Origin of the sequence: Gluconobacter potus, assembly GCF_015244705.1 — a bacterium.
GTDB lineage: Bacteria > Pseudomonadota > Alphaproteobacteria > Acetobacterales > Acetobacteraceae > Gluconobacter > Gluconobacter potus.
This window is the reverse complement of the sequence record NZ_JABCQF010000013.1, coordinates 24,007-50,834: the sequence shown is the minus strand read 5'-3', so window position 1 is coordinate 50,834 and position 26,828 is coordinate 24,007. Positions and strand designations below refer to the sequence as shown.

The following is a 26,828-nucleotide window of genomic DNA, read 5'->3' as shown; positions in this document are numbered from 1 at the left end:
TGCCTTATTCGTCATCTTCTTTCAATCGGGACACTTGTGAATTACAATTTTTCGCTCAAAAGAATGTAGTTTTCATTGTTTGGTGTGATCTATAATATAAAACGTCTTAATATTGTTTCTTGTCATTTATTGGGTCTGGCGAAGATATTTTCTGTATATCCAAATGAGTTTGGATTGCATTTTCTTGGGAATGTTAACGCGTATCAGGGATTGCCGAGGCAATTCTTTACCCATATGTTTTTAATGTAATATTCTGAACTTTCTGGGTCTTTCTATTCAACGGAAATGATCGCAAGATATTTTGTTCCTAGGCAGAGATGTCCTTGACTGATTTTTTATGAGGTGGATGCGTTAAAATGTCTAAATCAGTAGCAACTCGAACATCCTTAGTTCAGTTCCAGGGACATTTTGACGGGCTGGAAGATGGTGTCGTTCGAGGATGGGCGACATGCAATCTGAAAAAATTTTCTCCTGTAAGGATTCACATTATTATTGATGGGCAGGAAGTCGGAATGGCTACTGCCGATTTGCCTCGTGAAGACGTTCAGGCAAAGCTTTCACTGCCAACTGCTGACTTGGGTTTCAGATTCGAAATACCACCAAGCTATTTTAATGGTGAAAAACATACGCTTTCATTGCGGCTGGATGACCGGTCCGCTCTGCCACTTTTGTCCGACGGCATGACTTCAATCACATTTTCCGGCCATCTCAAACCTTCTTATAAAAGTCATGTCGATGGTGTGAAGCAGGGCGCGCTACGTGGGTGGGTGCTTCGCAAGCTGCCAGATAGCGAAGAGGCTGGTGGTGTGGTGCTATCAATTCTTGTCGATGGTATTCGTATCGGGCAGACACGGGCAAACCGTTATCGCGGAGATGTTGCTGCTGTTTTAGGGTGTGATCCTAATTGCGGGTTTGAATTTCCTATTCCGCAGGCGTTGAGAGGCAGTGGTCAGCATACAATCAAGGTCTTGGCACAGCCGGATGATATAGAACTTGATGGCTGTCCTATCGTAACATCATTTGCTGATGATGCGTTTGAAAGTCGGATCATCGACGTTACCAATGAACTCGATGAAATTTACAGACGTATGGCGAAGCTGCGTCAAGAGCTTCGTGATCTCGTTCCCAAGCGTCCCTATACGTTAGGAGATTACGATCGATGGGCACGCAAATATTATACCCTTCTGAGCAAACGAGTGGCCGAACAACGGGTACGTGCTGAAAAAAACGGCGTATTTACGCCGCTTGTTTCAATTCTTTGTCCCGTTTATCGTCCCCTTGAAAGCGACTTCAAGGCCGCTGTGCAGTCGGTTATTGATCAGACCTATAAAAATTGGGAACTGATCCTCGTTGACGATGCAGGTAAGAGTCGCGAAACAACGGAAATCATCAATAATTTTGTTAAAAGTGACCCGCGGATCAAATGTGTTACTCTGAAAAAGAATATTGGTATTGCGGGTGCCACAAATGTAGCGATGGATGCTGCTAAAGGACAGTATATTGCATTTTTTGATCATGATGATCTATTGGTAAACGTTGCTATTGAAGTAATGGTTATCGCGGCCCATGAAACCGGAGCCAAGCTACTTTATTCAGATGAGGATAAAATTGATCAGGCCGGGTACTACTTGGAGCCTAATCTCAAACCTGATTTCAACTATCGTTACCTTCTTGGTTGCAACTATATATGCCATTTAACGATGGTAGATGCTGCGACAATGCGCCAGATTGGTCATCTCAACTCCGATTACAACGGGGCGCAAGATCATGATTTCGTACTGAAAGCAACGGAAGTTCTGAAGCCATCGGAAATTTTCCATGTGCCGGAAATTCTTTACCACTGGCGTAAAACCCCCAATTCCACAGCCGTGGATGTGAGCCAGAAAACTTACGCTATCAATGCAGGCGTAAAATGTGTGGCCGACCATCTCAAGCGGCGGAAAATAGCCTCCAAGGTTTCGTCCATCCGCGGGCTGACGCTTTATGGCGTGGAATGGACTTCTCGTACGCAGTCCTCTGTGACCATCATCATTCCTTTTAAAGATCAGTTGGATACGACGCTGACCTGCGTCGAAAATATCCTCAAGCATACGGAATATAAGAACTATAATATTATTTTGATCGATAATTGGTCAGTTCGTGATGAGACACTGGATTTCATCAAAAAAATTCAGAAGCATGAAAACGTTTCTGTTATAACAGTAGAAGAGCCGTTCAATTTTTCTCGGCTTAACAATATTGCTGTAGCTCAGACCACATCTGATTTTGTCGTGTTCATGAACAACGACGTGTTTGTGGAAGACCCGAAGTGGTTACACCGTATGGTTGGAGAAGCTCAGGCATTCAAGGATGTCGGAGCGGTTGGTGCCAAGCTGCTTTATCCTAATGATACGATTCAGCATGCCGGTGTGGTTGTTGGTCCGGCTGGTGTGGCAGCTCACGTACATCGGGGTGATCCGTTATCAGAATATGGCTATATCGGTCGCACCATGCTTTCGCATGAAGTAACCGCTGTAACGGCAGCCCTGATGCTGGTTAGGCGTACTGTTTTTGAAGAGGTCGGTGGATTTGATGAAGAAGCGCTGAAAGTCGCTTTCAATGATGTTGATCTATGTTTGAAAATTCGTCGGGCTGGGTACCGGATTATTTTTAGTGCCGAGACGATTGCCTATCATCACGAAAGTCTGTCACGTGGGACGGATGACAAACCGGAACATGAAACGCGCTTTTTTCTAGAAACTCAGACTATGCTCGAACGCTGGAGTTCTGATCCGTTATTTGAACGTGATCCCTCTTATCCACGTTATTTTACTGTTGACCAGCAAACGTTTTTTAATTTGGTAGACCCTGAATATCTTGATACCTGATATTGGCAGGTGTTCAGGCGACCCGCACTATGGCATCGAACTGGTTGAACGGTACGCCAATGGCGCCAGTCTGTGCCAGACAGACGCGCAACAGTCAGATCGTTTTGATTCAGACACGCGGTCCAATGCCCCAGGACCGAGAAAGCGCATGAAGGACAGGCGGTCGCTGACAGATATTCCGTACCGGGGTCAAAGGGGGGCGCCCCCCTTTGTTTCCGTCTGCATAGGACAACGCCTTTTCCAGATCGGGTCGGAGCACTTCGACATCCATACTCTGTGAAAAGGTTTCGAGGTGATCTCCACTCCCACGCAGGCGAGTAAGGTGCTCCGCAACATCAAGGAAACCTGGCGGCTTCAGGGCGCACCCGCCAATCTAGGTGCAGAAAAAGGAATTGCAGACATTTACTTAAAACCAGGATGCTTTTCCAATATTGTTGGTGTATTATTGTGAAATATCTGTCCGATAGGGCTTGTTTCAACTCATGTGAAAATACAAAATATTAAATTGTATGATAAAATAAACAAGATTATGATGGTTTAATATTTATATAAAGAAATATTCTAATTTAATTATGAGTTAATTAACTTAAATAGGAGCAAATAACTCTAGATTTAGGTGGTGTCCATTTGAGTAATTGATTCCTTTTATTGAGTTGTATTTGAGTACATTCATTCCATATTTCTTCACAGACTCCATGAAAACAGTTTCGTCTTTGAAATCAATTAGTGCCAGACTGCATTGAGGATGATTGTGCAGATATGCCGCAGCGGCGGCGGGGCCGATGAGTTGCGTATTGGGGCCGACGAGAAAGACAAGGCTTGGCTCGGAATAGGATGACGATACCAAAACACTGTCATTGCAAGGGCGGACGTCTTCGAAGAGATCCGCAATCCGGGGGCTGAGACGGATGGTCTGGAGATTGGGAATCACGCTCAGGAACAGGCCGGCATGAGCAATGACGGCTGCGCCCATGGCGCAGAAGGCTGCCTGTCGCCGCTGCTGCTTCAGGAGCATCATAATGGCGCCGAGCATCAGGGGCAGGGATCCTCCCAGCGCGATCAGGGCGGAGAGTGAGAATGTGTGCTCAAGCCTGTAGAGGGCGGTGCTGCCGGCAAGGCAGAAGCCGATGCCGATGACCGCCCACAGAACGCCATAGACTCCGAGAAGAGCCTTTGCCCATCGTGAGAGTGTGGGAGGGCGCCATGCCATGAGGCTTGCGGCAGTAAGGATGGCAATCGCCGGATAGGTTGGCAGGACGTAATGCGGGAGTTTGGTGGCGATCAGTTCGAACACCAGCCAGTGCGGGACGATCCAGCTGAGGAGGAAGCGGACCTGCGGGAGTTTGCGGTTTTTCCAGACTGCCGGAATGGCCATGGCGGCGAACAGAGAGCCAGGCCAGAAGGCCAGTCCGAAAACCAGCAGATGGAAGCCGGGAGGAAGGCCGTGAGCTTCCTGACCATGGGCGACCTTGCCCAGGAAGTTGCGCCCAACCGCGCGGGCGAAGAAGTCCCCGCCGCTGATGATTTCGATGGCGACGCACCATGGAACGACCACGGCAATCATGAGCAGCCAGCCCCAGCGCGGGCGCAGGCGGGACCACCATGAGCGGTCTTTTTCCAGAAACCACAGGGCCAGGGGTGTGCCGAAGCCTGGAATGAGGACGACCGGCCCTTTGAGCATGAGCCCGACGCCGAGAGCGAGCCAGTAGGCGACTGCGACCCGCAGATGAGTGGGGCGGTTCTTCTGCCGATCGGTGAGAGCACAGAGAAGGGCGGCTTCGATGCACAGGATGTCCAGCAGCAGGACCGTGTCGATGGTCGCCATGTGGCTTTCGGCGACGAACAGGGTTGAAACCATCAGCAGCCCTGCCGCCATCAGGCCCGTTGCGCCACCGAAGAGAGTTGCGCCGATCCAGGCAGTCAGGGGGACGATGATGGTTGCGGCGAGGAGGCTCGGAATCCGGTAGGGCCATGTCTTGCGCAGAACCGAGGGACCGAAGATCTTTTCGGCCGCGGCAGTCGAGGCTGCTTCCAGCCAGTAGATTCCGGCCGGCTGGAGATAACGTGGTTTGTCCTGAAAACGGACGTCGATGAAGTTGTGGGAGAGAAGCATCTGTTCGGATGCTTCCATATAGCGAGGCTCGTCCCGATCGAGGGGCGGGAGCGTCATGCGGCCGGGGAGCGCGAGCAGAAAGGCCAGCAGCCCGAGAAGAGCATAATGCCGGAGGTTCAGGGTCATGGGGACTCTCCGCGCCGTTCTGTCAGGCCGGGCATGCGGCAGGATCCCGGAAGGCCCGGATCCGGTGACGGCTTCAGTGTTCGGTCAGATGATCGGGCAGGTGCGTGCGGTTCTGAAGCCACATGACGCCCAGAAGGTCACGGATTCCCACGAGGGCCCGGTTGAAATTCGTATATTTCGAGCTGCCGTGCAGTCGGGCCCGGTGCTGGACTTCGATGCAGATCAGCGGCGCGCCGTAATGTCCCAGCAGGGCAGGCAGAAAGCGGTGGACGCCTTCAAATTGCGGGATCTTCAGGAAGAGATCGCGGGAGAACAGCTTGAGCGGTGCGCCGGTATCGGGGCAGCCGTCGTTCAGAAGGCGGCGACGCAGGCCGTTGGCAAGGCGTGTGGCGATCCGGCGGGACAGGCGGTCATTGCGCTTGCGCCGAACGCCGACAACGAGGGGGGCTGTGCCCGGAGCTGATGTCGCCTGATCCAGCATTTTCAGGATGGCGGACGGGTCGTCCTGACCATCGCCATCAATGGTGGCGATCCACTGGCCCTTCGCGGCTGTAATGCCGGTGCGGAGTGCTGCGGATTTTCCGAGACGCTTTGGATGGCTGATGATGCGCAGGCGAGGCAGGAGCGTCTGCCGGGCTTCCAGAAGCTTTTTGACGGTGGCGTCGGTGCTGCCGTCATCGATCGCAAGGATCTCTATGGAAGGATCGGCGCCAAAAGTGTCCGCCAGTTCCTGACAGACCGGCAGAATGTTTTCCGCCTCGTTCAGAACGGCCATGACGACGGAGAGCCTTGTGGGCTTTCCGTCGTCATGAAAGGAACCTTGCACCGTGGAGGGGGGCATCGGATCAGGCAGCGGAGCGCCGAAGGGCTTCCGGCAGGCTGTCGATGCCCTTGTCGATCAGCGTTGCGGCGATGTCGGGGCTCTCCGTCAGACGGGTCGACACGACGTCGCGGGCTGCGGCAACGGCGATCTGGGCAGCGCGATCCTGGATCTCACGGATGGCCGAACGTTCGGCTGCGTGAATGCGATCCTGCGCCATCTTTTCGTAACGGGCTGCGGCGGCTTCGGCGTCCTGACGGGCGCGTTCTGCCAGACCGGCGGCCTCGGCTTCGGAGCGTGCAAGCATGGCCTGTGTTTCGGCCAGGGTCTTTTCACGCTCGCGAGTAGCATCTTCCAGCATCTGCTCGGCTTCGCGACGCAGACGGGCTGCCTCGTCGAGATCGTGGCGGACGCTGTCGGCGCGCGCATCCAGGTGGCCGGTGATAGCGACCCAGAGCTTGCGCCCGAAAATGACGAAGAACAGGACGAAGGCGAGGGCGGTCCAGAACCGGGGATCGTGGAACATCTTCGTCTCCTTAGGCGCTAACGCGTTTGACGGCGCTGGCGACAGTCTGTTCGTCCTGCGTGCCGATCAGACGCGAAACCAGATCCTGGGTGGTGCTGGTGGCGATCTCGGACAGGCTGGACAGGGCCTGTTCACGGGACTGGGTGATTCGGGTCTCGGCGCTGGCGATCTCGGCTTCGAGGCGCTTGGCCGTTTCCGCAGCGTGAGCTTCCGCGTTGGCGCGGGCTTCGCTCTGGATCCGCTCCACATGGGCGCGGGCCTGCTCGGCTGCTTCATGACGGGCGCTGAGGAGTTCCGCGCTGGCACGGTCGGCTTCAGCCTTGGCCTTGCGGGCAACATCCAGATCGTTCTGGATCCGGGTCCGACGGTTGGTCAGCACCCGTTCGACACGCGGCAGGGCGAAGCGGCTCAGGGCGAGATAGAAGCCGCCGAAAATGACGGCTCCCCAGACGACCTGTCCGATCAGCAGCGGATCGTGGAAGTTCAGCTGTGGCATGCCCGCAGCCACGGCACGGCCCGGCACGGCCGCAAGCGGAGCGGCGAACAGGAAGAGGCGTGGCGTACGGTACATGTTCGACCTCAGGCGAACAGGATCAGGAAGGCGATCAGCAGGGCGAACAGCGCGACGGCTTCCGTCAGCGCGAAGCCCAGCATGCCGATGCCGAAGACATGCGGACGCGAGGCCGGGTTGCGTGCAACCGAGCTGATCAGCGTCGAGAAGATGTTGCCGAGACCCATGCCGACACCGGCGAGGGCGAAAACGGCAATACCGGCACCGAGGTCACGGGCGGCCTGGGCGATGCTGATGCCGAATTCGTGAGCGGCTTGAACGTCCATTGTCAGGTTCCTTGTTGGGTCGATTAAAGGGTTAGTGCGAAGCTGGTGTGGCTCAGTGAGCGACGGCCTCACGCAGATAGATGCAGGTGAGGATGGCGAACACATAGGCCTGCAGCACACCCACCAGCAGTTCGAGGGCCGTCAGCGCGACGTTGATCGCGATCGGGGCGATGGCCAGGACATGGCCGAATGCGCCCAGACCGGCGAGCATGATCGTGAAGCCGGCAAACACTTCCAGAAGCACGTGACCCGCCACCATGTTGGCGAAAAGTCGGATCGACAGGCTGACCGGACGCGAAAGGAAAGAGATGATCTCGATCGGCACCAGCAGCGGAGCAAGCCAGACAGGCGTTCCAGCGGGCAGGAAGTGCTTGAGGAAGCCCACACCCTGAAAGCGGATGGAAGCAAGGATCGAGATGACGAACACCATGATGGCCAGGCCGAAGGTCACGGCGATGTGGCTGGTGTACGTGAAAGAGAAGGGCAGCAGGCCGAGATAGTTGCCGGCCAGGATGAAGAAGAAGATCGCGAAGACGAACGGGAAGAACGTTGCGCCGTTTTCACCGATCGTGCTGACGGCGAGATCGTGGACGAAATCGTAGCTGATCTCGGCGGCGGCCTGAAGGCGGCCCGGCACGACGGCGGCGGGGCGCATCCCGACATACAGGAAGACCAGAACGACGGCAGCGGCGATCAGCATGAACAGTGGCGACTGCGAGAACCGCAGGGCTTCTCCCAGATGTCCAAGAACCGGATGGAGCTCGAACTGTCCGAGCGCGTCAATCGTCGATCCGGCTGCCACGCTGGCTTCTCCCGTCATCTTTCGGTCCGGACACCATGTCCGAATCCTTCAAAACCCGCCAGACATTCAACATGCCGGCACCACATCCTGCCAGGGCGAAAACGGACAGGAACAGAGCCCTGTACCCGAACCAGTGACCCAGCGCGTAGCCTATGGCTACACCGACCGCGAGCCCCGCCACAAGATCGGTTCCCACGCGGATCGCCAGTCCAAGGGATGACATGGAACTGTCATCGTTGCCCTCGTCGGTTACGGCGAATTCCCCTGAGCGGGGATCGAGCTTCTGACGGGCACGCTTCAGGCGTTCGTCGAAGTTTCCGTCGTCACCGGCAGGGGCGTGTCCCATGAGGTCTGATCCCTTACCCTGTACGCATCCTTCTTACCCGGTCATTCAACCGGATTCCTTCTCAGCGCAGGCGCTAGCTACCGGCGAGTCCGTTGACTGTCAATGTATTCTGCTCGCCGGAGCCATCGAAACCCGTTTTCGCCCTAGCTGACCAGTTTCAGGCGGCGCCCGCGGTCTTTCCATTCCGGACTCTCGCCAGAGCCGCGTCCGAAGGGCAGCATGGGGGCTGGATCTTCCGAACTGGGTTCGACGCGGGGGGCATCCGGCATGTGCTCGCCCAGATAGGCTTCCGACAGAGTGCGGAAGGCATAATCGAGCATGGAGGTCGCGTAAGCCGTGGACGGATCGCCCTCGACAGTGCCTGCGGGGCCGAAGCGCGTATAGGCGAATCGCTCCACAAAGGCCTCCAGCGGCGCACCATATTGCAAGCCGATGCTGACGGCGTGGCCGAGGCAGTCCATCAGTCCGCGGGCCATGGGGCTCTCACGGGGCGGCGTAAGACTGATCTCGCCGAGCGTGCCGTCCTCGAACTCGCTGGTCCGCATGAAAAGACTGTGACCGCCCACGGCCGCGCGCTGGGTGAATCCGGTCTGGCGCATGGGGAGCGGGCGGCGCACGCCACGGGCCAGCTTGGCCTGAAGGTCGGCCAGATCGGGTTCCGGCACCGCCGGCAGGAAGTCCACGACATTCTTCACGGCGGCGTGCATGGCAGTCTGGGCCTGCGGACGAACGGGCGGGAGCGGGGTCTCGCCCGCCAGTGCAAGTGCCAGGGCGGATTCGGGCGTCAGGCCACGGCAGGCCAGTCGGGCCAGCGTGGACGCACGCAGATGTCCGTCTTCGCGCAAGGGCGAGAAGGCAGGGGCGAGGCCGCAGGTTTCGACGTCCAGCAGTCCTTCGGTCGGGGCCGGGGAGGAAAATCCGGTTTCGATCGGGCAGAAATGCCGCCCCTCTTCGGTAGCGCAGACCGAGGAAGCGAGGGTGCGCAGTCCCGGCAGGGGTGATTCCGGAATGGAAGGCGGGGGCAGCTTCGTTCCGGCGCGGGCCACGGTGGTGGCAAGTGCGGCCATGGCGCAGGCCGCGTTGCGGGCGTCGTCACTGTCATAGTCGAGACCGAGGGCTGCCAGGCAGGCATCGAGATCGGTCAGGAGAATGAGGCCTGCGGCTTCGTCTTCAGGCTGGGCGGGCAGATCGAACAGGGGCAGCTCACCTGTGCGTTCGATCCGGGTCGCGGCATGAAGGCGGCGCAGGGCGTCGCAGGCCAGACGGAGGCAGGCGACGAAATGCTCGGCGGCGAATCCGGTCTCCTGCACGAAGCTGGACAGGCGGATGGTGAAGCCGGGCGTCTGGTCGGGCTGGCACTGCCACAGTGCGGTATTGGGCGCCATCTGCTGCATCAGCAGAAGATAGGACAGGCTCCGGCCCGGCGACGGCGTGTTGGCCGGGGTGCCGGGAAGGGGCGGGCACGCATCGATCGTGTCAACCCAGCGGGCTGCCTCCGCGGCAAGTCTGACCGGCCCACCGTTCAGGGTGATCTGGGCGAGGGCCTGCGCGGCCTCGTCATCCCAGGCGGCAGGAAGGGTGACGGAGCGCAGGGCGCTGTCGTCGGGGTCGGTCATGACCTGAAGCGTCCTCATGCGAACGCCGGTCCAGTGAAGGCGAGCTGTCATGCTGCGAATCTACGCCCTGCGCCCATGCGCCCGTAAGCCGAAAAAGGGCCTCCGGAAGGCCGCTAATGGGTGGGAACATGGGGATATGGGGGATAACATTTTTCATCTGCCCGATCGGGACGATTTCTGCGGGAGGATTGGACGCGCGAAGCGGAGTCGGGTAGTGCTGGAAGGATGATTTTCACGAGGGTATCGTCATGAGCGCTGTCACGGTCCGTCATGACCGGCTGGAGCTTCTGGCCGGGTTCGCTGTCCTTGCCTGCCTTGCGGGTCTTCTGGTCGCGGCAATGGTCGGGCACCATCAGAGCGATGACGGGGGCTACCCTGTCCATGCGTCCTTCAGCCAGATCGACGGCCTGACGGTCGGTTCCGATGTGCGGCTTGCGGGCATTACGGTGGGGCATGTGACCGGCGCCGTGGTCGATCCCAAGAGCTTTCAGGCCCAGGTGACGTTTACGCTCGCGCCCGATGTGAAGTTGCCGACGGATTCTGCTGCGATCGTGACGTCTGACAGTCTGCTGGGCGGGAAGTATATCGCGCTGTCGCCGGGTGGAGCGGATTCGGTGGTGAAGCCGGGCGGTGTCATGACCGAGACGCAGGGCTCCATCAGTCTGGAACAGCTTCTGAGCAAGTTCATTTTCTCCGTGACGGATTCGCTGCAGAAGAGCCAGAAGGCCGCTGCGGGAAAGCCGGCGGCGGGCAGTCTGGCGGATGAGCCCTGAGGCATGACGGATGCGCAGGAAAATGCGTTTCTGTGGGTCGACCACGAGGGCAATCCCGTGTCCTGTGTGGAGAAGGTCCAGATCCTCCGGGAAAACGATGCCGAGCTGCGTCAGGCCCTTCAGGATGCATTTGATGACGGGGTTCTGATGGGGGTTGCGCCTCAGGCAATGCTGCAGACGTTTCAGGCGATGCTGTCCGATCTGAAGAGCCCGCTCCAGGGTGGGGCTCAGGAGAAAGAGTCATGATGAAGCTCTGGTCGGACCGGGTTCTGCTGCCGTGCGGGGCTGCCGGAATGATTCTGCTGGCCGGGATTTCGGGTGCGCGGGCCGCGACAGGTGTGGCGCCCCCGGCGATGTATCCGGCGGCAACCTGGCAGGGACAGTCGCAGGCCGTGGTGCGTGTGCTGGACCGGCTGGACGCTCATCTGGAACTTCTGACGATTCCCGTGGGCGGGAGCGCGACCTATCACAGTCTTTCCGTGGGTGTTGAAGCCTGTGTCAGCCGGCCGCAGACGCTGGCGGCGGATGCCGGAGCCCTGCTGCATCTGAAGGACGCAAGTGATCCGCAGCGGCCGCCTTTCGATGGCTGGATGCTGGCTCAGGAACCTTCTGTCGCAACTTATGGCAGCCCTTTGTACGATGTGCGCGTTGTCTCCTGTGCGGGGGCGCCGACGGCACCGCAGGCGGGGCCTCTGCCTGTGGTGAAGGCACCCGTGCTCGCCAGTGCGGAGGTTCCGGTGGAAGAGGGGGGCGATGCTCCGGCATCCCAGCCCGGTTCTGCCTCAGGCGGTCCTGTACCGCTTGCTCCCGACAGTCATAATCCCATTCCGCTCGCGCCTCCCAGTGGTGCGGCGCCGTCCCTTGCTCCGGCTGTGCCTGCGCAGCCTTCGGGGCAGCCCCTTCCCGCTCCAGAGGCCGATCCAGGCCTCGAATAAGGTGGGATGGGGCGGAATGACCCAGAAACAGGAAGAAATGACAGCTTCATGATTCAGGTTCCCTTTCCCCCGTCCCGGGCAGCCCTGCTGCTTGATTTCGATGGAACGCTCGTCGATATCGCGCCTACTCCGGAAAGTGTCCGGGTGCCGGAAGGGCTCGCGGCGGATCTGCTGCGTCTTCGGGACATGCTCGATGGCGCGCTTGCGATCATTACCGGCAGGCCCATCGCACAGATCGATCATTTCCTGCCGGATATTCCCCATGCCGTGGCCGGCGAGCACGGCGTGATGATGCGTCACGCGCCCGGTCAGGCGTTAAGGGAGCGCGAACTGCCCGTTGTGCCTAGAGAATGGGTGCAGGCTGTTGAAAAGGCTGCGGCAGATCATCCGGGCGCCAGTGTTGAACACAAAAAAGCTGGAATGGTGCTGCATTATCGTCGTGCGCCCGAGGCGGAATCCGCTTTTCGGAAGCTGGCGTCGGCCTGGCCGGTGGAAAACCGGGGGTTTCACCTTCAGGATGCCCAGATGGCCATCGAACTCCGGCCACTGGGGATCGACAAGGGCAAGGCGCTGCGGGAACTGATGGCGGAGCCGCCTTTTGCCGGGCGGCTTCCGGTTTTTGCCGGTGATGACGTCACGGACCGCGACGGGGTGAGGGCTGCGCGCCAGATGGGGGGCGCAGGCTGGCTCATTCCCGATGATTTTCCAGATGCGGCCACGTTCCGGCGCTGGCTGCATGATCTGTCGGAGGGACACGGATGGGGCGCCTGATCATTGTTTCCAACCGGACGCCTGCCCCGGGGGAGCGTACGCAGCCTGCCGGGGGGCTGACGGTTGGTCTGTATGATGCGGTACAGACGCAGGAGACCCTCTGGTTCGGGTGGTCGGGCCATCAGCATGCCGATGCGGCCGACCGGCCGGTCCAGAGCGAGCAGGTGGGAAACGTCAATTATGTGACGTTCGATCTGACCCAAAGGCAGTATGACCGGTTCTACCTGAATTTTTCCAACGGCGTCCTGTGGCCGCTGTGTCATTACCGGACCAACCTGATCCGCTACACCCGTGAGGACTGCGACGCCTATTACGAGGCGAACGAAGTCTTCGCGGACCGGCTGGTCGGGTTACTGGAGCCGGATGATACGGTCTGGATCCATGACTATCACCTGTTTCCACTGGGCAAGATGCTGCGGGACCGGGGTGTGACGGGGCGGATCGGATTCTTCCTGCATATTCCGTTCCCGCCCTGGAGCGTAGCGCGTCTGCTGCCCAAGCTCGACATGCTGCTGACCGGACTGGCGGCGTGCGATCTGATCGGGGTGCAGACGCCTGAGGACGCGACCAATCTCAAGGGGTGTTTCGAGGCCTATGGCCTGAAGGCGGCGGTCGAGGCCGTGCCGATCGGGATCGATCCTGTCAGCTTCCGTCAGCAGGCGATCGAAAGCGCTTCTTCCGACGAAGTGGTGAAGATCATGGATACGCTGGAGGGGACGCACCTGATCATGGGGGTGGACCGGCTGGATTATTCCAAGGGTCTGCCGGAGCGGATGAAGGGCTTCGAGGCTCTGCTGAAGAACTATCCCGAGCATCGCGGGCAGGTGACGTTTCTTCAGGTTACTCCGGTGTCACGGGGGGGCGTGGAAAGCTATCGTCTGCTCAAGGAAGAGTTGGACGGCCTGGTCGGGACGATCAACGGCGCCTATGGCACGCCGGACTGGGTGCCGATCCGCTACACGACCTGGCCGATCGGGCGGCATATCCTCGCCGGGCTTTACCGGATGGCGGATGTGGGGTTTGTCACGCCGCTGCGGGATGGCATGAACCTTGTGGCCAAGGAGTTCATCGCGGCGCAGGACGAGGACGATCCCGGCGTGCTGGTGCTGTCGCGGTTTGCGGGGGCGGCTCCGGAAATGCCCGAGGCGCTTCTGATCAATCCACTGGATGCGGAAGGAATGGCCGATGCGCTTCATATCGGCCTGACCATGGACGTACACGCCCGTCATGCGGCATGGTCCGCGATGTATGACGAGGTTTCCCGCAATACGGCGGGGAGCTGGTCCAAGCAGTTTCTTGATAGCCTGGAGGCGATCCGTCCGTGCCACTGAACAGAACATACCGCCCCGTTTCAACGTCTGCTCTGGGTGGTCTGTATGTTCTGGCGGGGCTGGTGGCGCTCGGGGTCGTCTGGTTTGCCGAGCACTGGCTGAAGCTTGCACCCTGCGAGCTGTGCCTGTGGGAGCGGCGTCCGTGGTGGGTGCTGATCGGGCTTGGAATCGTCACGATCGTGCTGCCGAAGCGCTATGCCCGGTACGGGGTTTTCTTCGGGCTTCTGTGCCTGATGACCAGTATCGGGCTGGCGGTTCTGCATGCAGGCGTGGAGCACAAGTTCTGGCCCAGCCCGGCGCCGGAGTGCAGGGCCCCGGTCTTTCACGGGGGCAACTTCAAGGACTGGATGTCGGCGATGCCCGCACGGCCGAACAAGCCGTGTGATTCGCCGGATTACCTGTTCGGTCTGCCTATATCCATGACGGAGCTGGGTGGTTTGTATGCGGTTGTGGTGTTCGTGGTGGCTCTGGTCGGGAGCTTCCGCATGGGCCGCTCCCGACGCTGAGGGGCCGGATCAGAGGCGCGTGCCGCGTCCGCGTCCGAAGATGAGGCTGATGATCAGCAGCACCAGGAAGATGAAGAAAAGGATCTTGCCGATATAGGCAAAATCTGCCGAAATTCCGCCAAAGCCCAGCACCGCAGCACATAAGGCGAGGATAAGGAAGGCAATGGTCCAGCGTAGCAGGTCCATGGGACTGTCTCCTTTGTCAGTAGCGCCCTCTGAGGGAGAGGCGGGGTGTGAGAAGGCTGAACGGCGGCGGAGTGAACAGGTTCATTTTCGCAACATCCGTTTTATTTTCGGGCTGTTTGCACAGTCCCGGTTTCCGATATTTCCATGGGTCGGGTCCCTGAATTCGGGAGCCGTGCCTGCCGGAGGACTGCCATGACCCTGTTCCGCTCCCTGTATCATCAGGAATTCGCCCGGATCGCTGCCTGCACGCTGCCGGTGACGCTTGCCGATCCGCTGAAGAATGGTGAGCGGGTTCTGGGGGTTCTGCGCGACTGTGACCGGCAGGGCGTGGCGGCGGTGGTGTTTCCGGAGCTGGGGCTGACAGGCTACACGCTGGATGATCTGCGGTTTCAGGACGTGGTGCTTGATGGGGCGCTCGAGGCGCTCCGGCAGGTTGTCGCAGGGACGCGGGATCTTCTGTCCGTCGCGGTCGTGGGGTTGCCGCTGATGCGGGGCGATCTGCTCTATAACTGCGCTGCGATTGTGCATCGCGGGCGGGTGCTGGGTGTGGTGCCGAAATCGCATCTCCCGCGTTACCGGGAGTTCTACGAGCCACGGTATTTCACGTCCGGGCTTCAGACGTCCGGGACGATCCGGCTGTTTGGTGAAGAGGTGCCGTTCGGAGCGGATCTGCTGTTCCAGGCCGAGGATATGCGCGGGCTGACGCTGGGCGTGGAGATCTGCGAGGATCTGTGGGTGGCGTCTCCGCCGAGCGGGAAGCTGGCGGAAGCGGGGGCGACGGTCATTCTCAATCCGTCGGCGTCCCCGGTGACGATCGGGCGGACGGATGACCGGTCGCTTCTGTGTCAGGCGCAGTCCATGCGGACGCTGACGGCCTATGCCTATGCGGCGGCGGGCGAAGGGGAGTCCACGACCGATCTGGCCTGGGACGGGCAGGTGTCGATCCATGAAGCCGGGCGGCTTCTGGCGCAGTCGGATCGGTTTCCGCAGGGCGAGCGGCTGGTTGTGGCGGATGTGGATCTGGATCTGCTGCGGCAGGAGCGGATGCGGACGGGGCAGTTCGGGCATGCGGGGCAGACGTTCCGGACCGTCGGATTCACGCTTGCGCCGCCGATGACGGATCTGGGGCTGAAACGGGATGTCGCGCGGTTTCCGTTCGTACCGTCCGATGCGCGGACGCTGGCGCGGGACTGCTATGAAGGCTGGACCATTCAGGTCAGCGCCCTGCGCCGCCGTTTGCAGGCGAGCGGCGCGCAGCGGGCCGTGATCGGGGTTTCAGGCGGGCTGGACAGCACGCTTGCGCTGCTGGTGGCGGTGCGGGCGGCCGATGAGCTCGGCTGGCCCCGAACGCATGTTCTGGCCTACACGATGCCCGGTTTTGCGACGGGAACGGAGAGCCGCTCGCTGGCCCATGCGCTCATGGAGGCGCTGGGTGTTGAGGTGAACGAACTGGATATCCGGCCCACGGCTCAGACGATGCTGGCAGGGATTGGCCATCCTTTCGCCGAGGGGCAGCCCGTGCATGACATTACGTTCGAGAACGTGCAGGCGGGGCTAAGGACGGATTTCCTGTTCCGGATCGCCAATTACCGCAATGGAATCGTGATCGGGACGGGGGATCTGTCTGAACTGGCACTGGGCTGGTGCACCTATGGTGTGGGGGACCAGATGTCCCATTACAACGTCAATGCCGGGATGCCGAAGACGCTGATCCAACATGTCATCCGCTGGCTGGCGCGGGATGGAAAACTGGGCGAGGGCGTGGGGCCGGTTCTGGAGCGGATCGTCAGTGCGGAGATCACGCCGGAGCTGGTGCCCGATACCGGGCAGGGCGTTCAGAGCACGGAACAGACGATCGGACCCTACCCGCTTCAGGATTTCACACTTTATCACATTCTGCGTCACGGCTTCAGACCGTCGCGGATCGCGTTCCTGGCGGAGGTGGCCTGGAGCGACGCGTCCCGCGGAACATGGTCTGAGCATTATCCGCAGGACCGGAAGATTGCCTACGATCTGGGTGAGATCCGGCACTGGCTGGAAGTGTTTTTGCGGCGGTTTTTCGGGACGAGCCAGTTCAAACGCTCCGCCATGCCCAATGGTCCGAAGCTGGTTTCCGGTGGCTCTCTCTCGCCGCGGGGAGACTGGCGGGCACCGTCTGATGGCACGGCAACGGCATGGCTTGCGGAACTTTGTGATAATGTGCCTGAAACGAACACACATCCGTGAAGTTTTGGTGTGCAGGAGTGTGGGGGGTTTTGTCTGCCCGCATCCGTGCCAATATGTTGGAAACCCGTCACCACATAGGAACATGACTCGTCATGGCTTACGCTACGATCAACCCTTATACCGGTGAGACGCTCAAGACCTTCCCGGAAGCAACCGACCAGGAAGTCCAGACCGCGCTGACCGAAGCCTATGATGCGTTCAAGAGCTGGCGCCACACGCCGTTCGCCGAGCGCGCAAAGATCATGACGGCAGCGGCGAACATCCTTCGCCGTGATATCGACAAGTATTCCAAGCTTCTGACACTCGAGATGGGCAAGATCTATGCCGAAGCCAAGGCAGAGACGATCCTGTCCGCCGAGATCTTCGAATATTATGCCAAGAACGCCGAAGAGCTGCTGAAAGCCGAGAAGCTGCCGGTTGCGGATCCGAAGGAAGGCGAGGCCGTCCTGATCCATCAGCCGCAGGGCATCGTGTTCGCGATCGAGCCGTGGAACTTCCCGTTCTACCAGATCGCTCGCATCATCGCGCCGCAGCTTTCCGCCGGTAACACGGTCATTCTCAAGCACGCCTCCAACGTGCCGCAGTGTGCTGCCGCGTTCGATGACCTGATGAAGGAAGCCGGTCTGCCGAAGGGTGGATTCCGCAACCTGTATGCTGCCCGTCATCACACCGAGACGATCCTCAAGGACCCGCGCGTCTGTGGCGTGGCCCTGACGGGTTCGGAAGGTGCTGGCGCTGTTGTGGCCGGGATTGCGGCACAGGCGCTGAAGAAGTCCACGATGGAGCTGGGCGGTTCCGATGCGTTCCTCGTTCTGGACGATGCGGATCTGGAAAAGACCGCAAAGTGGGCTGCTTTCGGCCGTCACTGGAATGCCGGTCAGGTCTGTGTGTCCGCTAAGCGTCTGATCGTGGCGGATGCTGTCTATGACCGCTTCCTGGAGCTGTACAAGGCCGAAGTCGCCAAGCTGATCCCGGGTGATCCGATGGACCCGAAGACCACGCTGGCACCGCTGTCCTCGCAAAAGGCTGCGGATGATCTGAAGGCGCAGGTCGAGGAAGCCAAGAAGCATGGTGCCGTTGTCGAGGCCATCGGTCCGTCGGTGCCGGAGAAGGGTGCGTTCTTCCAGCCGCTGCTGATGACCAACCTGCACGAGAACAATGAAGCCCGTCTGTGGGAGTTCTTCGGTCCGGTGACGCAGCTCTATCGGGCCAAGGACGATGCGCATGCCATCCGTATCGCCAATGACTCGCCGTTCGGTCTGGGTGGTTCGGTCTTCACGAAGGATACCCAGCGCGGCGTGAAAGTTGCCGAGCAGATCTATACGGGCATGGTCTATATCAACCATCCGACGATGGTGAAGGCTGACCTGCCGTTCGGTGGTGTAGCCCGTTCGGGTTATGGCCGTGAACTGATCGGTCTGGGCATCAAGGAATTCGTCAATCACAAGCTGATCGACGTTGTTGATATTGATGCGCCGTTCTGATTGAGCCGTATCGGGCTTCCGCGCGGAGCCCGGTTCGATCTGTCAGGTTATGAAAAACCCGCTTCCGGATCTGTCCGGGAGCGGGTTTTTTTTCTTGGCCGGTCTGGAAAAGGGTTTCAGTTTTTCCGGGGCTTTGCGCGTTCGGCGCTGAGGCGGATCCAGGGGTGTCTGGCCTGAACGAACGCCACGACACGGGCCTTGTGGGCCTCCTTTTCGGTCGAGGTGTTCGTCATGGATGTCTCATGCTGGCGGTAATCGGCCAGGATCTGCGGGACGTGATGGCCGGGCAGGCCGCGTTCCGCCAGCGAACACCACAGGTCGAAGTCCTCCCAGCCCATTGCTTCACGTGAAACATAGTAACCTCCGACCGCAGCCCACGCCCATTTGGTGACCATGGCCATGGCATCGATACGGTTCCCCGAGACGAGTGAGAGTGGATTGAAGGGAAGGTCTCCCAGAAGCTCTGGTGCGCCCGGCTGTTGATGGGTGTCTGTGCTTATGTCCGCCAGCACAGGCCCGTGTTCATTGAAACAGGCGATGAGAGGATAGGCATAGGCCGTGCTGTCACCCATGGAATTCAGAAGCGTTTCGCAGGCTTCAGGGCGCAGGGTATTGTCGGCATCCAGCTGCATAACGTGAACGGTCTCGGCCGCGTCCATTCCGATGTTCCGTGCGCCTCCCAGTCCCGCATTTGCGATGGACTGGCGCAGGATCAGGCGGTTGAAGCGGTCGCAGTGTCGCTCCATCCAGATGCGGGCCAGGGCGACCGATCCGTCGGACGAGCCGTCATCCACGACGATCAGATCCAGTACGGGAAGAGTCTGCGCCGCAACGGATTCCAGCGCGTCCAGAAGATGTGCTTCGTAATTATAGGACGTGATGACGACAGTGACGGGGGCTTCTCCCAGCGCATCGTGATGGAAAAGGGTGCGGCTGGGCGGGATGACGGGCACGGGGGCCGGAGCGAGACGGTCTCTGGCAAGACGCGTTTCCCCGGCAAGGGCAGCGGCCTCGTCTCCGGACATGGACGTCAGGACGAGTTTCATGCGCCGGGTCTGCGCCTGCGGACCGAAGGGCCACAGGACGGAATGATAGGCGTCCCGTGCCATACGGACGCGGCGTTCCGGATTGTCGATCAGTGCGATCAGGGCGTCGTACCAGTCCGTTGGGCTGCCGGCCAGAAAGCCGGTTTCGCCGTGGCGGATGACGCGCTGGAACGGGCCGGTCGGTGAGGCGACGGTCGCTGCGCCGGAGAGGGCGGCTTCGAAAAACTTGATCTCGCTTTTGGCTTCACAGAAGACGTTTCCCGTCACCAGAGGCGCGATGGAGATGTCGAACCGTGCGAACTCGTCCTGAAGTTCCTCAAGAGGGACCATATCGCGCCATTCGATCTGGTCCTGCACTGGGATCAGGCTGGGAAATTCTTCCATCAGCAGGATGGGACGATGCGTGACGGGTTCACGGAACAGGACAAGGCGTGCTTCAGGGCGCTGACGCAGGACTTCTGCGATGGTGGGGCAGATGGGGCCAAAGTCCTGCTGGTGGGTCCGGGAGCCCGTGGCGTAACCGATGCGGACCAGGCCGTCGCCGGCGTTGACGCGGCCGGGTTCGCCGCGCATGCGCAGCGCCATGCGGGCACGTCGCAGGGAAAGCATGTCATAAACGTTTGGAAGCAGGTGAACGACGGGGCGCAGGCTGTGCATGGCAAAGACCAGCTCGGCGGTGGTCGTTGATCCCTGATCACAGCGCAGGAAGGTGCGGCGCATTTCCGAAAAGCAGCGTTCGATCCGTTCTTCCGTGGCGCCGATCGAGCGGATACCGTCGATCATGTCCACGCGGGCATAATGGGGCACGAAGACAATATCGTCCGCATCGAAGACGGTAATGACGTTTTCCGCTGCGGCGAGATCGAAGATCGTACTGACATGGCCACTGTACTCGACACGCCAGAACACCATGACATCTGCCCAGAGAATATCGTCGTAGCCGATCGAGGCGCAGGGCTGGACCCGGGCTTCAAAGCCGGCATCCCGGGTGGCGGCAGCATTTCGGTAACAGCGGTACAGAACGCCAGGCGTGTCGGGTTCTCCTGCAACGAACAGCACGCGACGTACGGAGAAAGGTGCGGGATCTGACTCTGGTCCTGGTTCCGGAGCCGGGGCCGAAACGGGTGCGGGGCTGCTCTCATCCGTGTCGGGTTCCTCTTGAACCGGGATGACGGGTTGGGGGGGGTGAGGGCGCAGAATGCGCTTGAGGCGTTGACCGGCCCGGAGCCAGAACGGGGGTGTCGGAATCGGCTCAGGAATTGGTTCTTCAGGCGGAAGAGACACGACCGGCGGCGGTGCTGGGGTTGGCTGCTCGGTCTGTTCGGGTGCTGGTGTCTCGGGCGGCAACCGCATGATTCTGGTCGAGAGCATCCGGAGAGAGATCCGGAGCTCCTGGATGGTCTGTGTTTTTTCAAGCGATGCCTGCTGTATCGCCTGAGTCCGGGACATCAGAAGACGGGTTTTCCGACTGTCATCGAGAAGCAGTCGGATGTTGCGTCGGAGTCCGAGGCTTTCCGGCGTTTCAGACATCAGGATACCCAGAAAGGGTGAATCGCCTGCGTTCGTCAGGGCGCTTCCGGGGGTCAAGACAACCGACCCGGCAGGGTGATCTGCCCCGAGCAGGAGAACGGGCAATGAAGAAGGGCTCTGGGGTGCGTCTTCCGTGATGTGGCATAGCAGGGGAAGACTGTTCCCGTCGTTCCGGGACACCTGGGAGACGACCCGGATATCCCTGTCCGGAAGGTGCGTTTCCAGCATTGCACGAAGAGCATGGCGAATCTGGGCATGCACGCGGGGTGAACATTTGATCCGGGCAGTGGAAAGGTCTTTTTCCTCGGTCAGGACTGTCGTCAGCCAGACAATCAAGAAAATGTGATCCTGGAGATTTGGAGAGCCGTCTGTCGCCGACTTTCCTGATGCCAGCAGGAGCGCCAGACACGCCAGATTGTGGTCCGCTCTTGGAAGAGACGGTGAAGGGGGGATGGGAAAATTCACGAATGGGCCTGTTGGGATCTAAGTGTCGGGATCTAAGTGTCTGTGAAGGGCGGCTTGTTTCAGAAAAGGCGCAGCTCGGTCAGGTCTGGCTTGACGCAGTAGTGGCAATATTTATTTCTTGTGAAATTAACATTAACGGAACTTTTTTGATATAAAAGGATTTGACTGAAGGGCTGGATTACCCGCTCTTTTCCGTTTCCGCATAATGAAAACGGAAAATTCTTTGTCGGCATGGCTGTTCGAATCCCCAAAATGATGGATCTTGATTCTTTGTATCGTGTTCGAAGTGGATTGCTTTTGACAATCTGGCTCTGATATATGCAAGACTCGTCGCTCGATCATTTGGGTGGTCCGAGGGCCGCCGGTGCGAGGCAACCTTTTTTTAGGAGTGCATGGTAATGGCTGACATTACTACAGTAGTTGGCGCCTCCGGCCAGACCTTTGTGGTCACGGTCAGTGGTGGGCAGACCCAACTACTGGCGCAGCAGTATCAGACTGCTGTTTCCACCCTCCACGCCAGTGGCGGGCTTGATTCTTATGATCTGGTTCCGGGCAGTAATGGCGCTACGGGTAGCACCACGGGTCAGGGCCTGATCAGCCAGGGTGGTGATTATACCATTTCTGGCGGTACCACGCAGTATATCGCTGTTGGCAGCTATTCTACCACGGGCGAAGACACCCTGAATTCGGCTGTCAGCCTGGATGTGTCCGGCAGTACGGCCCAGAGCATCAGCATCCTTACCGGTGATTGGGCTGGCGTAACCCTGACGGTGGGCGATCAGGATGGTCTGTTCATTGGTGGCGTTGGCAACAACACCTTCAATGGCGCCAATTCCACGGGGAACTGGACCATTGCCACGGGTGATGGCGACGACACCATCACGGGTACCAATGGTAACGATACCATCAGCGGTGGCCTGGGCCAGAACCTGATTACCCTGGGTAGTGGCACGAACGTTGTTCGTTCCGAGGGTCAGGACACCATCGACGGCACGACTGGTACCGATACGGTCACGCTGCTCGGCGGCAGCTCCGTGGTTACGCTGGGTGCCAACGCAACGGTTTACGACACGACGTCGCACAACACCGTTTCGGGTGGCAATAACAGCTTCATCACGGGCGGTAGCTCCAGCACCTACTTCTCGACAGGTGCTGTCAGCACGGTTTCGGGCGGTCTGAACGACACCATTTCGGCTTCTGCCGATATCTGGCAGATCCGTGGTACGGCCAATTCGATCACTGCTTCGGGAGCCCTGACGTTCCTGAACGGCACGGGGGAAACCACCGTTTCCGCTGGCACGTCCACGCTGTTCGGTGCTTCGGGTCTTGATCTGATACTGGTCGGTGGTTCCGCAAGCTCCACCAATCTGTTCGTTGGTGGCGATGGCAGCGAAACCGTTTCGGCTGCGTCTTCCAACGGTACGCTGCATGCTTTCGCAGGCACGGGCGACGAGACCATCATCGGTGGTTCCGCTGCCGATACGCTGGTTGGCGGTTCGGGCGCGGCTACCCTTACAGGTGGTTCGGGCGCAGCAAACCTGTTCGCTCTGACCGAGGGTTCTGCCGGCGGTGACTACACCATCACCGACTTCGGCAGTGCGGCCGGTAACCTGATGGCTCTGTATGGGTATGGCCTTCAGAATAACGATGGTCTGGCAAGTGTTCTGGCGAACGCTACGATTGCTGGTGGTAACACCACGATCGAGCTGTCCGACAACTCCAAGATCACGTTCGTTGGCGTTACCGATCTGAACGCCTCTGACTTCACCCTGAGCTAATGACCGCGTCTGTCCTCTGACGGGCTGGTATTGTTCAGGAAGGCCGGATCCGGAAGGGTCCGGCCTTTCGTGTTTCTGAAGTTCGTTTTACCTATTTTGTGAAAGCCTGACAGAATGCGGGACGACCCGCGTGAAACCCTGACTGAAAGTTATCGCAGTGCGGCGCACCTGAACGGTTTGAGAGCCGAGCAACTGCAGAAAGAGAACCAGAAGCTGCTGCGTCAGTTGTTCCTGATTCAGACGTCCCTATCCTGGCGTGTGACGCTTCCCCTGCGTGCTGTCCGGGCTCTGACATTCGGCAGGCTGCTTTCCGGTCGCCCCGTCAGTGAACTTCCGGAGCGGTTTCGGCGTCTTTGGGGGCGGGAAGGGCTTTCGGGGATCAGGAAAACCGTTACCCACCGTGTTCGTCGCCTGAAGCGGCTCCATGGTGACCGGCGGAAGGTTTTGCCTCAAGCCTCCGGTGATACAGGGGCGCTTCATCCTTACAGAGCTACTCCCGAATGCGGAACTGCGAGACTGAAGCCGCAGGTTCTCATCATTGCGGAACTCAGCCTGAGGCAGTGTGCCAAGTATCGCGTCTGGCAGAAGCGGGATTTCCTGAAGACGCTGGGCTGGTCGGTTCAGGTCGTGGACTGGCGGGATATTGCCGAAGCCCAGTCTGCCCTTCAGCTTTGTACGCATGTTATTTTCTATCGGGTTCCTGGGTTCGACGACGTCATGACACTGGTGCAGGAAGCGCATCGGCTGGGACTGGCTCCACGCTGGGAAGTGGATGATCTCATCTTCGATGAAGGGGAGTATAGGCAGAACGGGAATATCGACACGCTTCCTGCGGCGGAGCGTGACCTTCTGCTCTCGGGGGTGGCATTGTTCCGCCGGTGTATGCTGGCCTGTGGTCGAGGCATTGCCTCGACGGCGGCTCTTGCGGGCGCCATGCGAGAGGCGGGGCTGACGGATGTCGCTGTTCTGGAAAATGCCCTGGACGCACAGACGCTTGGAATTGCAGAGGCCCTTCCTGCTCCTGTGCCATCAGACCGGATCTGGGTTTCGTATGGGTCGGGCACTAATACTCATGATGCCGATTTCAGGCAGGCCGAGGCGGGACTGCTGGCAGCGATGGATGAGGAGCCCCGGCTCTGCCTGAGGGTCATCGGGCAGTTGCAGCTGTCTTCGGCGTTCAGTCGGTTCGGGGATCGGGTTGAGCGCCTGACGGAGCTGACCTATCCGGAGTATCTGAAGGCCCTGTCACAGACGGATATCGCGATTGCTCCGCTGGAAAAGACGCTGTTCAACGACTGTAAAAGCAACATCAAGTTTCTTGAGGCAGCCATTGTCCGTGTCGCGGCCATCTGTTCTCCATGTGCAGCATTCCTGACAGTTCTGCGCGATGGAAAGAACGGCCTCCTTGCCGCAGATACCGTCGCATGGCGAAACGGGTTTCTGGCCCTGGCGCGGGATGGGGATTACCGGAAACGTCTGGCGGAAGCGGCTTATGAAGATGTGATGGCGCGGTATGCCCCTGAGGCGATGGCGCAGACACAGGCCCGGACGTTGTTTGGTCTTCCGCCTCGACAGGAATCGGAGGGCCTCAGGGTCCTGATGGCGAATGTCTATTTCGCGCCACGCTCTTTTGGCGGTGCCACGATTGTGGCCGAGGAGATGGGGCGTCGGCTGGTCCGGAAAGGGGCTCAGGTCAGTGTCATGACGTCCAGACCGCCTGCCGTGGATATCCCTGATGGGGATGTTCGTTACGACGTGGATGGCATGATGGTCTTTGCCGCCGTGTTGCCTGACGGTCTGGACGGGGTGGGGCACTTGGATAATCCGGCAATGGCTTCCCGGTTTGCGGATGTGCTTGAAGCCTGTCAGCCGGATGTCGTGCATGTTCATGCTGCGCAGGGACTGGGAACGGGGATCCTGCGGATCTGTCAGGAAAGGGGAATTCCTTACGTTCTCACGCTGCACGATGCCTGGTGGCTTTGCGAGCGGCAGTTCATGGTCAAGGCGGACGGACGGTACTGTTTCCAGACGACCATCGATCCTGCGGTCTGTCAGGCCTGTGTCCCGGGTGTGCGGTATCTTGCGGATCGGGCTGTCGTGATGCGGCAGGCCCTGGCGGGTGCGGCCCTTCTGATCAGTCCGTCGCAGGCGCATCGCGAACTCTATCTTGCGAACGGGATTGCGCCTGAACGGATCGTGGTCAATCGCAACGGTTTCTGCTGGCCGAAGCGTGCGCGCAGGCCGCGGATCCCGGGGATGCCGCTGCGATTCGGTTTTGTCGGCGGGACGGAAGCCGTCAAGGGATATGGCCTGCTGAAAGAAGCCATGCAGTCCCTGTCGCGGAATGACTGGGAACTTGTCGTTGTCGATAACAAGCTCAACCTCGGGTTTCAGTCGATCTTTCCGGAAGACTGGACCGTTCGTGGGACGCTACGGGTTGTGCCGGCCTATACCCAGGCTGGCCTTGATGATTTCTATGACCAGATTGATGTTCTGCTGTTTCCGTCGCAATGGAAAGAAAGCTACGGCCTGACGGTGCGGGAAGCACTGGCGCGGGATGTCTGGGTCATCACGACGTCTCCGGGGGGACAATCAGAAGACGTGGTGGACGGGGTAAACGGGACGTGGCTGCCGCTGGACGGTAAACCACAGACACTTGTCCAGGCCGTCTCCGCGCTGCTGGACGCACCGGAACGCTTTGAGGGGTACGTTAACCCGTGCAAGGAACGGCTTGCGACATACGACATGCAGGCGGAAGAACTTTACGGCTTCCTGAAGCAGGCCGCAGGGCAGTCTAGCGGCCGAGGAGCAGGGCTATAAGGGCGTGTCGCCGGTCTTCGCTGGCCAGGGCCTGGATCAGTCTGGCCCGGAAGCCTGCGCGTTTGGAACGGTTGCGGGGCGGTGTTGCCGCAAGATAACGGGCGATCCAGTCGGGGCTGAAGAAGGCGGGATCGGGGATTTCCTGCCGCCACAGATGGGTGGATGCGATTCCGCTCGGGTTGTCGCGCAGGAGTTCGGTCTTGATGAAGGGGGCGTGGCCCGATCGCAGGACGGCGCGCCAGTCCGTGTGCATGGGGTTGAGTGCCAGAAGACGGGCGAGGCCGCGGGGGTTGCTCCAGGCGGCTCCGCAAGACAGTCCGGCCGCCTTGATGGCGAGGCCAAGGCCAAGCTCTCCGTGCAGGACGATCTCGTCTTTGCTCATGTCGCTGAAGGGTTGGTTGAAGATCCGCTGGATTGCGGGATGATCCAGGGCTTCGCGGGTCATGCACAGGAACCAGGATTGTAGATGGGGTACCACGGCCTCCGAGCGGACCATGCCCCAGATCTGAAGGTTCTGTGCCCGCATGCGCTCCACGATGGGATTGAGCGGGAGGAGCGGGCCGAAGACGCTGTCATTGGCGAACAGGATTTCGTCTGCGTCCCCGTCGCAGTCACGGGAGAGCAGGAATTGCCAGGCTCCGAAGTCCAGCCCGATATTGGGGCGGGCATGGACGGTTGCTGAGACCCGAGGTGTGCCGCCCGCGAGGTCATCTTGCAGCGATCGGGCTTCTGTCTCTGACAGGCCGGAGGCGGCGAGGTGGATCGTAAAGCCGCAGGACGCGATCTGGCTGAGCAGATGGCGTGTGTGAGGGGGAAGCCCCGCGTCTGTGCTGTAATATGCGAACAGGCAGACAGGGGCTGACATGGACCGTCCTGTTGAAGAAAGAAACGTTAAATTCATGATATATGGTTGTTTCTGGGACG

Annotated in this window: 23 protein-coding genes; 12 read left to right on the top strand and 11 right to left on the bottom strand. The window is 59.5% G+C overall.

The genetic code is table 11. The features are described 5' to 3' along the window. The first annotated feature begins 356 nt into the window (after positions 1–356). Together HKD31_RS13700 and HKD31_RS16285 are read left to right on the top strand one after the other, a co-directional pair. Positions 357–2,867, top strand: coding sequence for a glycosyltransferase family 2 protein (locus HKD31_RS13700; RefSeq protein ID WP_194265543.1), 2,511 nt, complete (start codon positions 357–359; stop codon positions 2,865–2,867). A 322-nt stretch (positions 2,868–3,189) separates the two neighbouring features. Further along, positions 3,190–3,318: a hypothetical protein gene (locus tag HKD31_RS16285; protein WP_255520131.1), complete on the top strand. Its 129-nt coding sequence runs from the start codon at positions 3,190–3,192 to the stop codon at positions 3,316–3,318. 135 nt (positions 3,319–3,453) lie between these two features. Here HKD31_RS16285 and HKD31_RS13695 read toward each other — a convergent pair whose 3' ends face one another. The 8 genes from HKD31_RS13695 to HKD31_RS13660 all read right to left on the bottom strand — a co-directional run bounded on the left by HKD31_RS13695 (position 3,454) and on the right by HKD31_RS13660 (position 10,104). Continuing rightward, positions 3,454–5,106, bottom strand: coding sequence for an ArnT family glycosyltransferase (locus HKD31_RS13695; protein WP_194265542.1), 1,653 nt, complete (start codon positions 5,104–5,106; stop codon positions 3,454–3,456). Positions 5,107–5,179: 73 nt separating this feature from the next. Beyond that, the gene (locus tag HKD31_RS13690) at positions 5,180–5,947 is read right to left on the bottom strand and encodes a glycosyltransferase family 2 protein (RefSeq protein ID WP_194265541.1); all 768 of its coding nucleotides are present in this window, start codon (positions 5,945–5,947) and stop codon (positions 5,180–5,182) included. A gap of 4 nt (positions 5,948–5,951) precedes the next feature. Then, positions 5,952–6,452, bottom strand: coding sequence for a F0F1 ATP synthase subunit B family protein (locus HKD31_RS13685; protein ID WP_062494537.1), 501 nt, complete (start codon positions 6,450–6,452; stop codon positions 5,952–5,954). A 10-nt stretch (positions 6,453–6,462) separates the two neighbouring features. Next, positions 6,463–7,023, bottom strand: a complete 561-nt coding sequence (locus HKD31_RS13680; protein ID WP_011252671.1) for a F0F1 ATP synthase subunit B family protein — start codon at positions 7,021–7,023, stop codon at positions 6,463–6,465. Between the two features lie 8 nt (positions 7,024–7,031). Further along, positions 7,032–7,259: an ATP synthase subunit C family protein gene (locus tag HKD31_RS13675; protein WP_024717170.1), complete on the bottom strand. Its 228-nt coding sequence runs from the start codon at positions 7,257–7,259 to the stop codon at positions 7,032–7,034. An 82-nt stretch (positions 7,260–7,341) separates the two neighbouring features. After that, positions 7,342–8,091: a F0F1 ATP synthase subunit A gene (locus HKD31_RS13670; RefSeq protein ID WP_062494596.1), complete on the bottom strand. Its 750-nt coding sequence runs from the start codon at positions 8,089–8,091 to the stop codon at positions 7,342–7,344. Next, positions 8,069–8,437 (bottom strand): AtpZ/AtpI family protein, encoded by a 369-nt coding sequence (locus HKD31_RS13665; RefSeq protein WP_062494540.1) that lies wholly within the window; start codon positions 8,435–8,437, stop codon positions 8,069–8,071. The genes HKD31_RS13670 and HKD31_RS13665 overlap by 23 nt, the downstream gene beginning before the upstream one ends. A gap of 143 nt (positions 8,438–8,580) precedes the next feature. Next, positions 8,581–10,104, bottom strand: a complete 1,524-nt coding sequence (locus HKD31_RS13660) for a TSCPD domain-containing protein (RefSeq protein ID WP_194265540.1) — start codon at positions 10,102–10,104, stop codon at positions 8,581–8,583. Between the two features lie 197 nt (positions 10,105–10,301). On the opposite strand from HKD31_RS13660, the gene mlaD reads away from it, so the two are divergent. Genes mlaD through HKD31_RS13630 form a run of 6 tightly spaced genes read left to right on the top strand, consistent with a single transcriptional unit; the run spans position 10,302 to position 14,369 of the window. Beyond that, entirely contained in the window at positions 10,302–10,826 is a 525-nt protein-coding gene (mlaD, locus tag HKD31_RS13655; protein ID WP_011252675.1) for an outer membrane lipid asymmetry maintenance protein MlaD, read from the top strand. A 3-nt stretch (positions 10,827–10,829) separates the two neighbouring features. Further along, on the top strand, positions 10,830–11,072 hold the full coding sequence (locus tag HKD31_RS13650; RefSeq protein ID WP_194265539.1) for a hypothetical protein: 243 nt from the start codon (positions 10,830–10,832) through the stop codon (positions 11,070–11,072). Then, positions 11,069–11,761 carry a DUF2155 domain-containing protein gene (locus tag HKD31_RS13645; protein ID WP_194265538.1) on the top strand — a complete coding sequence of 231 codons (693 nt, stop codon included), beginning with the start codon at positions 11,069–11,071 and terminating at the stop codon, positions 11,759–11,761. Before HKD31_RS13650 ends, HKD31_RS13645 begins: the two co-directional genes overlap by 4 nt. A 48-nt stretch (positions 11,762–11,809) precedes the next feature. Then, positions 11,810–12,532 (top strand): trehalose-phosphatase, encoded by a 723-nt coding sequence (otsB, locus tag HKD31_RS13640; protein WP_194265537.1) that lies wholly within the window; start codon positions 11,810–11,812, stop codon positions 12,530–12,532. Continuing rightward, entirely contained in the window at positions 12,520–13,863 is a 1,344-nt protein-coding gene (locus HKD31_RS13635; protein WP_062494549.1) for an alpha,alpha-trehalose-phosphate synthase (UDP-forming), read from the top strand. Before otsB ends, HKD31_RS13635 begins: the two co-directional genes overlap by 13 nt. Next, entirely contained in the window at positions 13,854–14,369 is a 516-nt protein-coding gene (locus HKD31_RS13630; RefSeq protein ID WP_062494551.1) for a disulfide bond formation protein B, read from the top strand. Before HKD31_RS13635 ends, HKD31_RS13630 begins: the two co-directional genes overlap by 10 nt. Before the next feature lie 9 nt (positions 14,370–14,378). On the opposite strand, the gene HKD31_RS13625 is transcribed toward HKD31_RS13630, so the two are convergent. After that, the gene (locus HKD31_RS13625) at positions 14,379–14,555 is read right to left on the bottom strand and encodes a DUF1328 domain-containing protein (protein ID WP_081107199.1); all 177 of its coding nucleotides are present in this window, start codon (positions 14,553–14,555) and stop codon (positions 14,379–14,381) included. A 192-nt stretch (positions 14,556–14,747) separates the two neighbouring features. Here HKD31_RS13625 and HKD31_RS13620 point away from each other — a divergent pair, with 192 nt between their 5' ends. Both HKD31_RS13620 and HKD31_RS13615 read left to right on the top strand, forming a co-directional pair. Then, a complete protein-coding gene (locus tag HKD31_RS13620; protein ID WP_194265536.1) occupies positions 14,748–16,781 on the top strand; it encodes an NAD(+) synthase in 2,034 nt (677 codons plus the stop codon). Between the two features lie 92 nt (positions 16,782–16,873). After that, positions 16,874–18,265 (top strand): NAD-dependent succinate-semialdehyde dehydrogenase, encoded by a 1,392-nt coding sequence (locus HKD31_RS13615; protein ID WP_062494555.1) that lies wholly within the window; start codon positions 16,874–16,876, stop codon positions 18,263–18,265. A 116-nt stretch (positions 18,266–18,381) separates the two neighbouring features. Here HKD31_RS13615 and HKD31_RS13610 read toward each other — a convergent pair whose 3' ends face one another. Then, the gene (locus HKD31_RS13610) at positions 18,382–21,177 is read right to left on the bottom strand and encodes a glycosyltransferase (RefSeq protein ID WP_228120780.1); all 2,796 of its coding nucleotides are present in this window, start codon (positions 21,175–21,177) and stop codon (positions 18,382–18,384) included. A 527-nt stretch (positions 21,178–21,704) separates the two neighbouring features. Between HKD31_RS13610 and HKD31_RS13605 the strand changes: the two genes are divergently transcribed. After that, entirely contained in the window at positions 21,705–23,084 is a 1,380-nt protein-coding gene (locus HKD31_RS13605) for a beta strand repeat-containing protein (protein ID WP_194265535.1), read from the top strand. Between the two features lie 114 nt (positions 23,085–23,198). Then, the gene (locus tag HKD31_RS13600) at positions 23,199–25,904 is read left to right on the top strand and encodes a glycosyltransferase (RefSeq protein ID WP_194265534.1); all 2,706 of its coding nucleotides are present in this window, start codon (positions 23,199–23,201) and stop codon (positions 25,902–25,904) included. Here HKD31_RS13600 and HKD31_RS13595 read toward each other — a convergent pair. Continuing rightward, positions 25,879–26,769, bottom strand: coding sequence for a rhamnan synthesis F family protein (locus tag HKD31_RS13595; protein ID WP_194265533.1), 891 nt, complete (start codon positions 26,767–26,769; stop codon positions 25,879–25,881). The genes HKD31_RS13600 and HKD31_RS13595 overlap by 26 nt on opposite strands. Between the last annotated feature and the right edge of the window lie 59 nt (positions 26,770–26,828).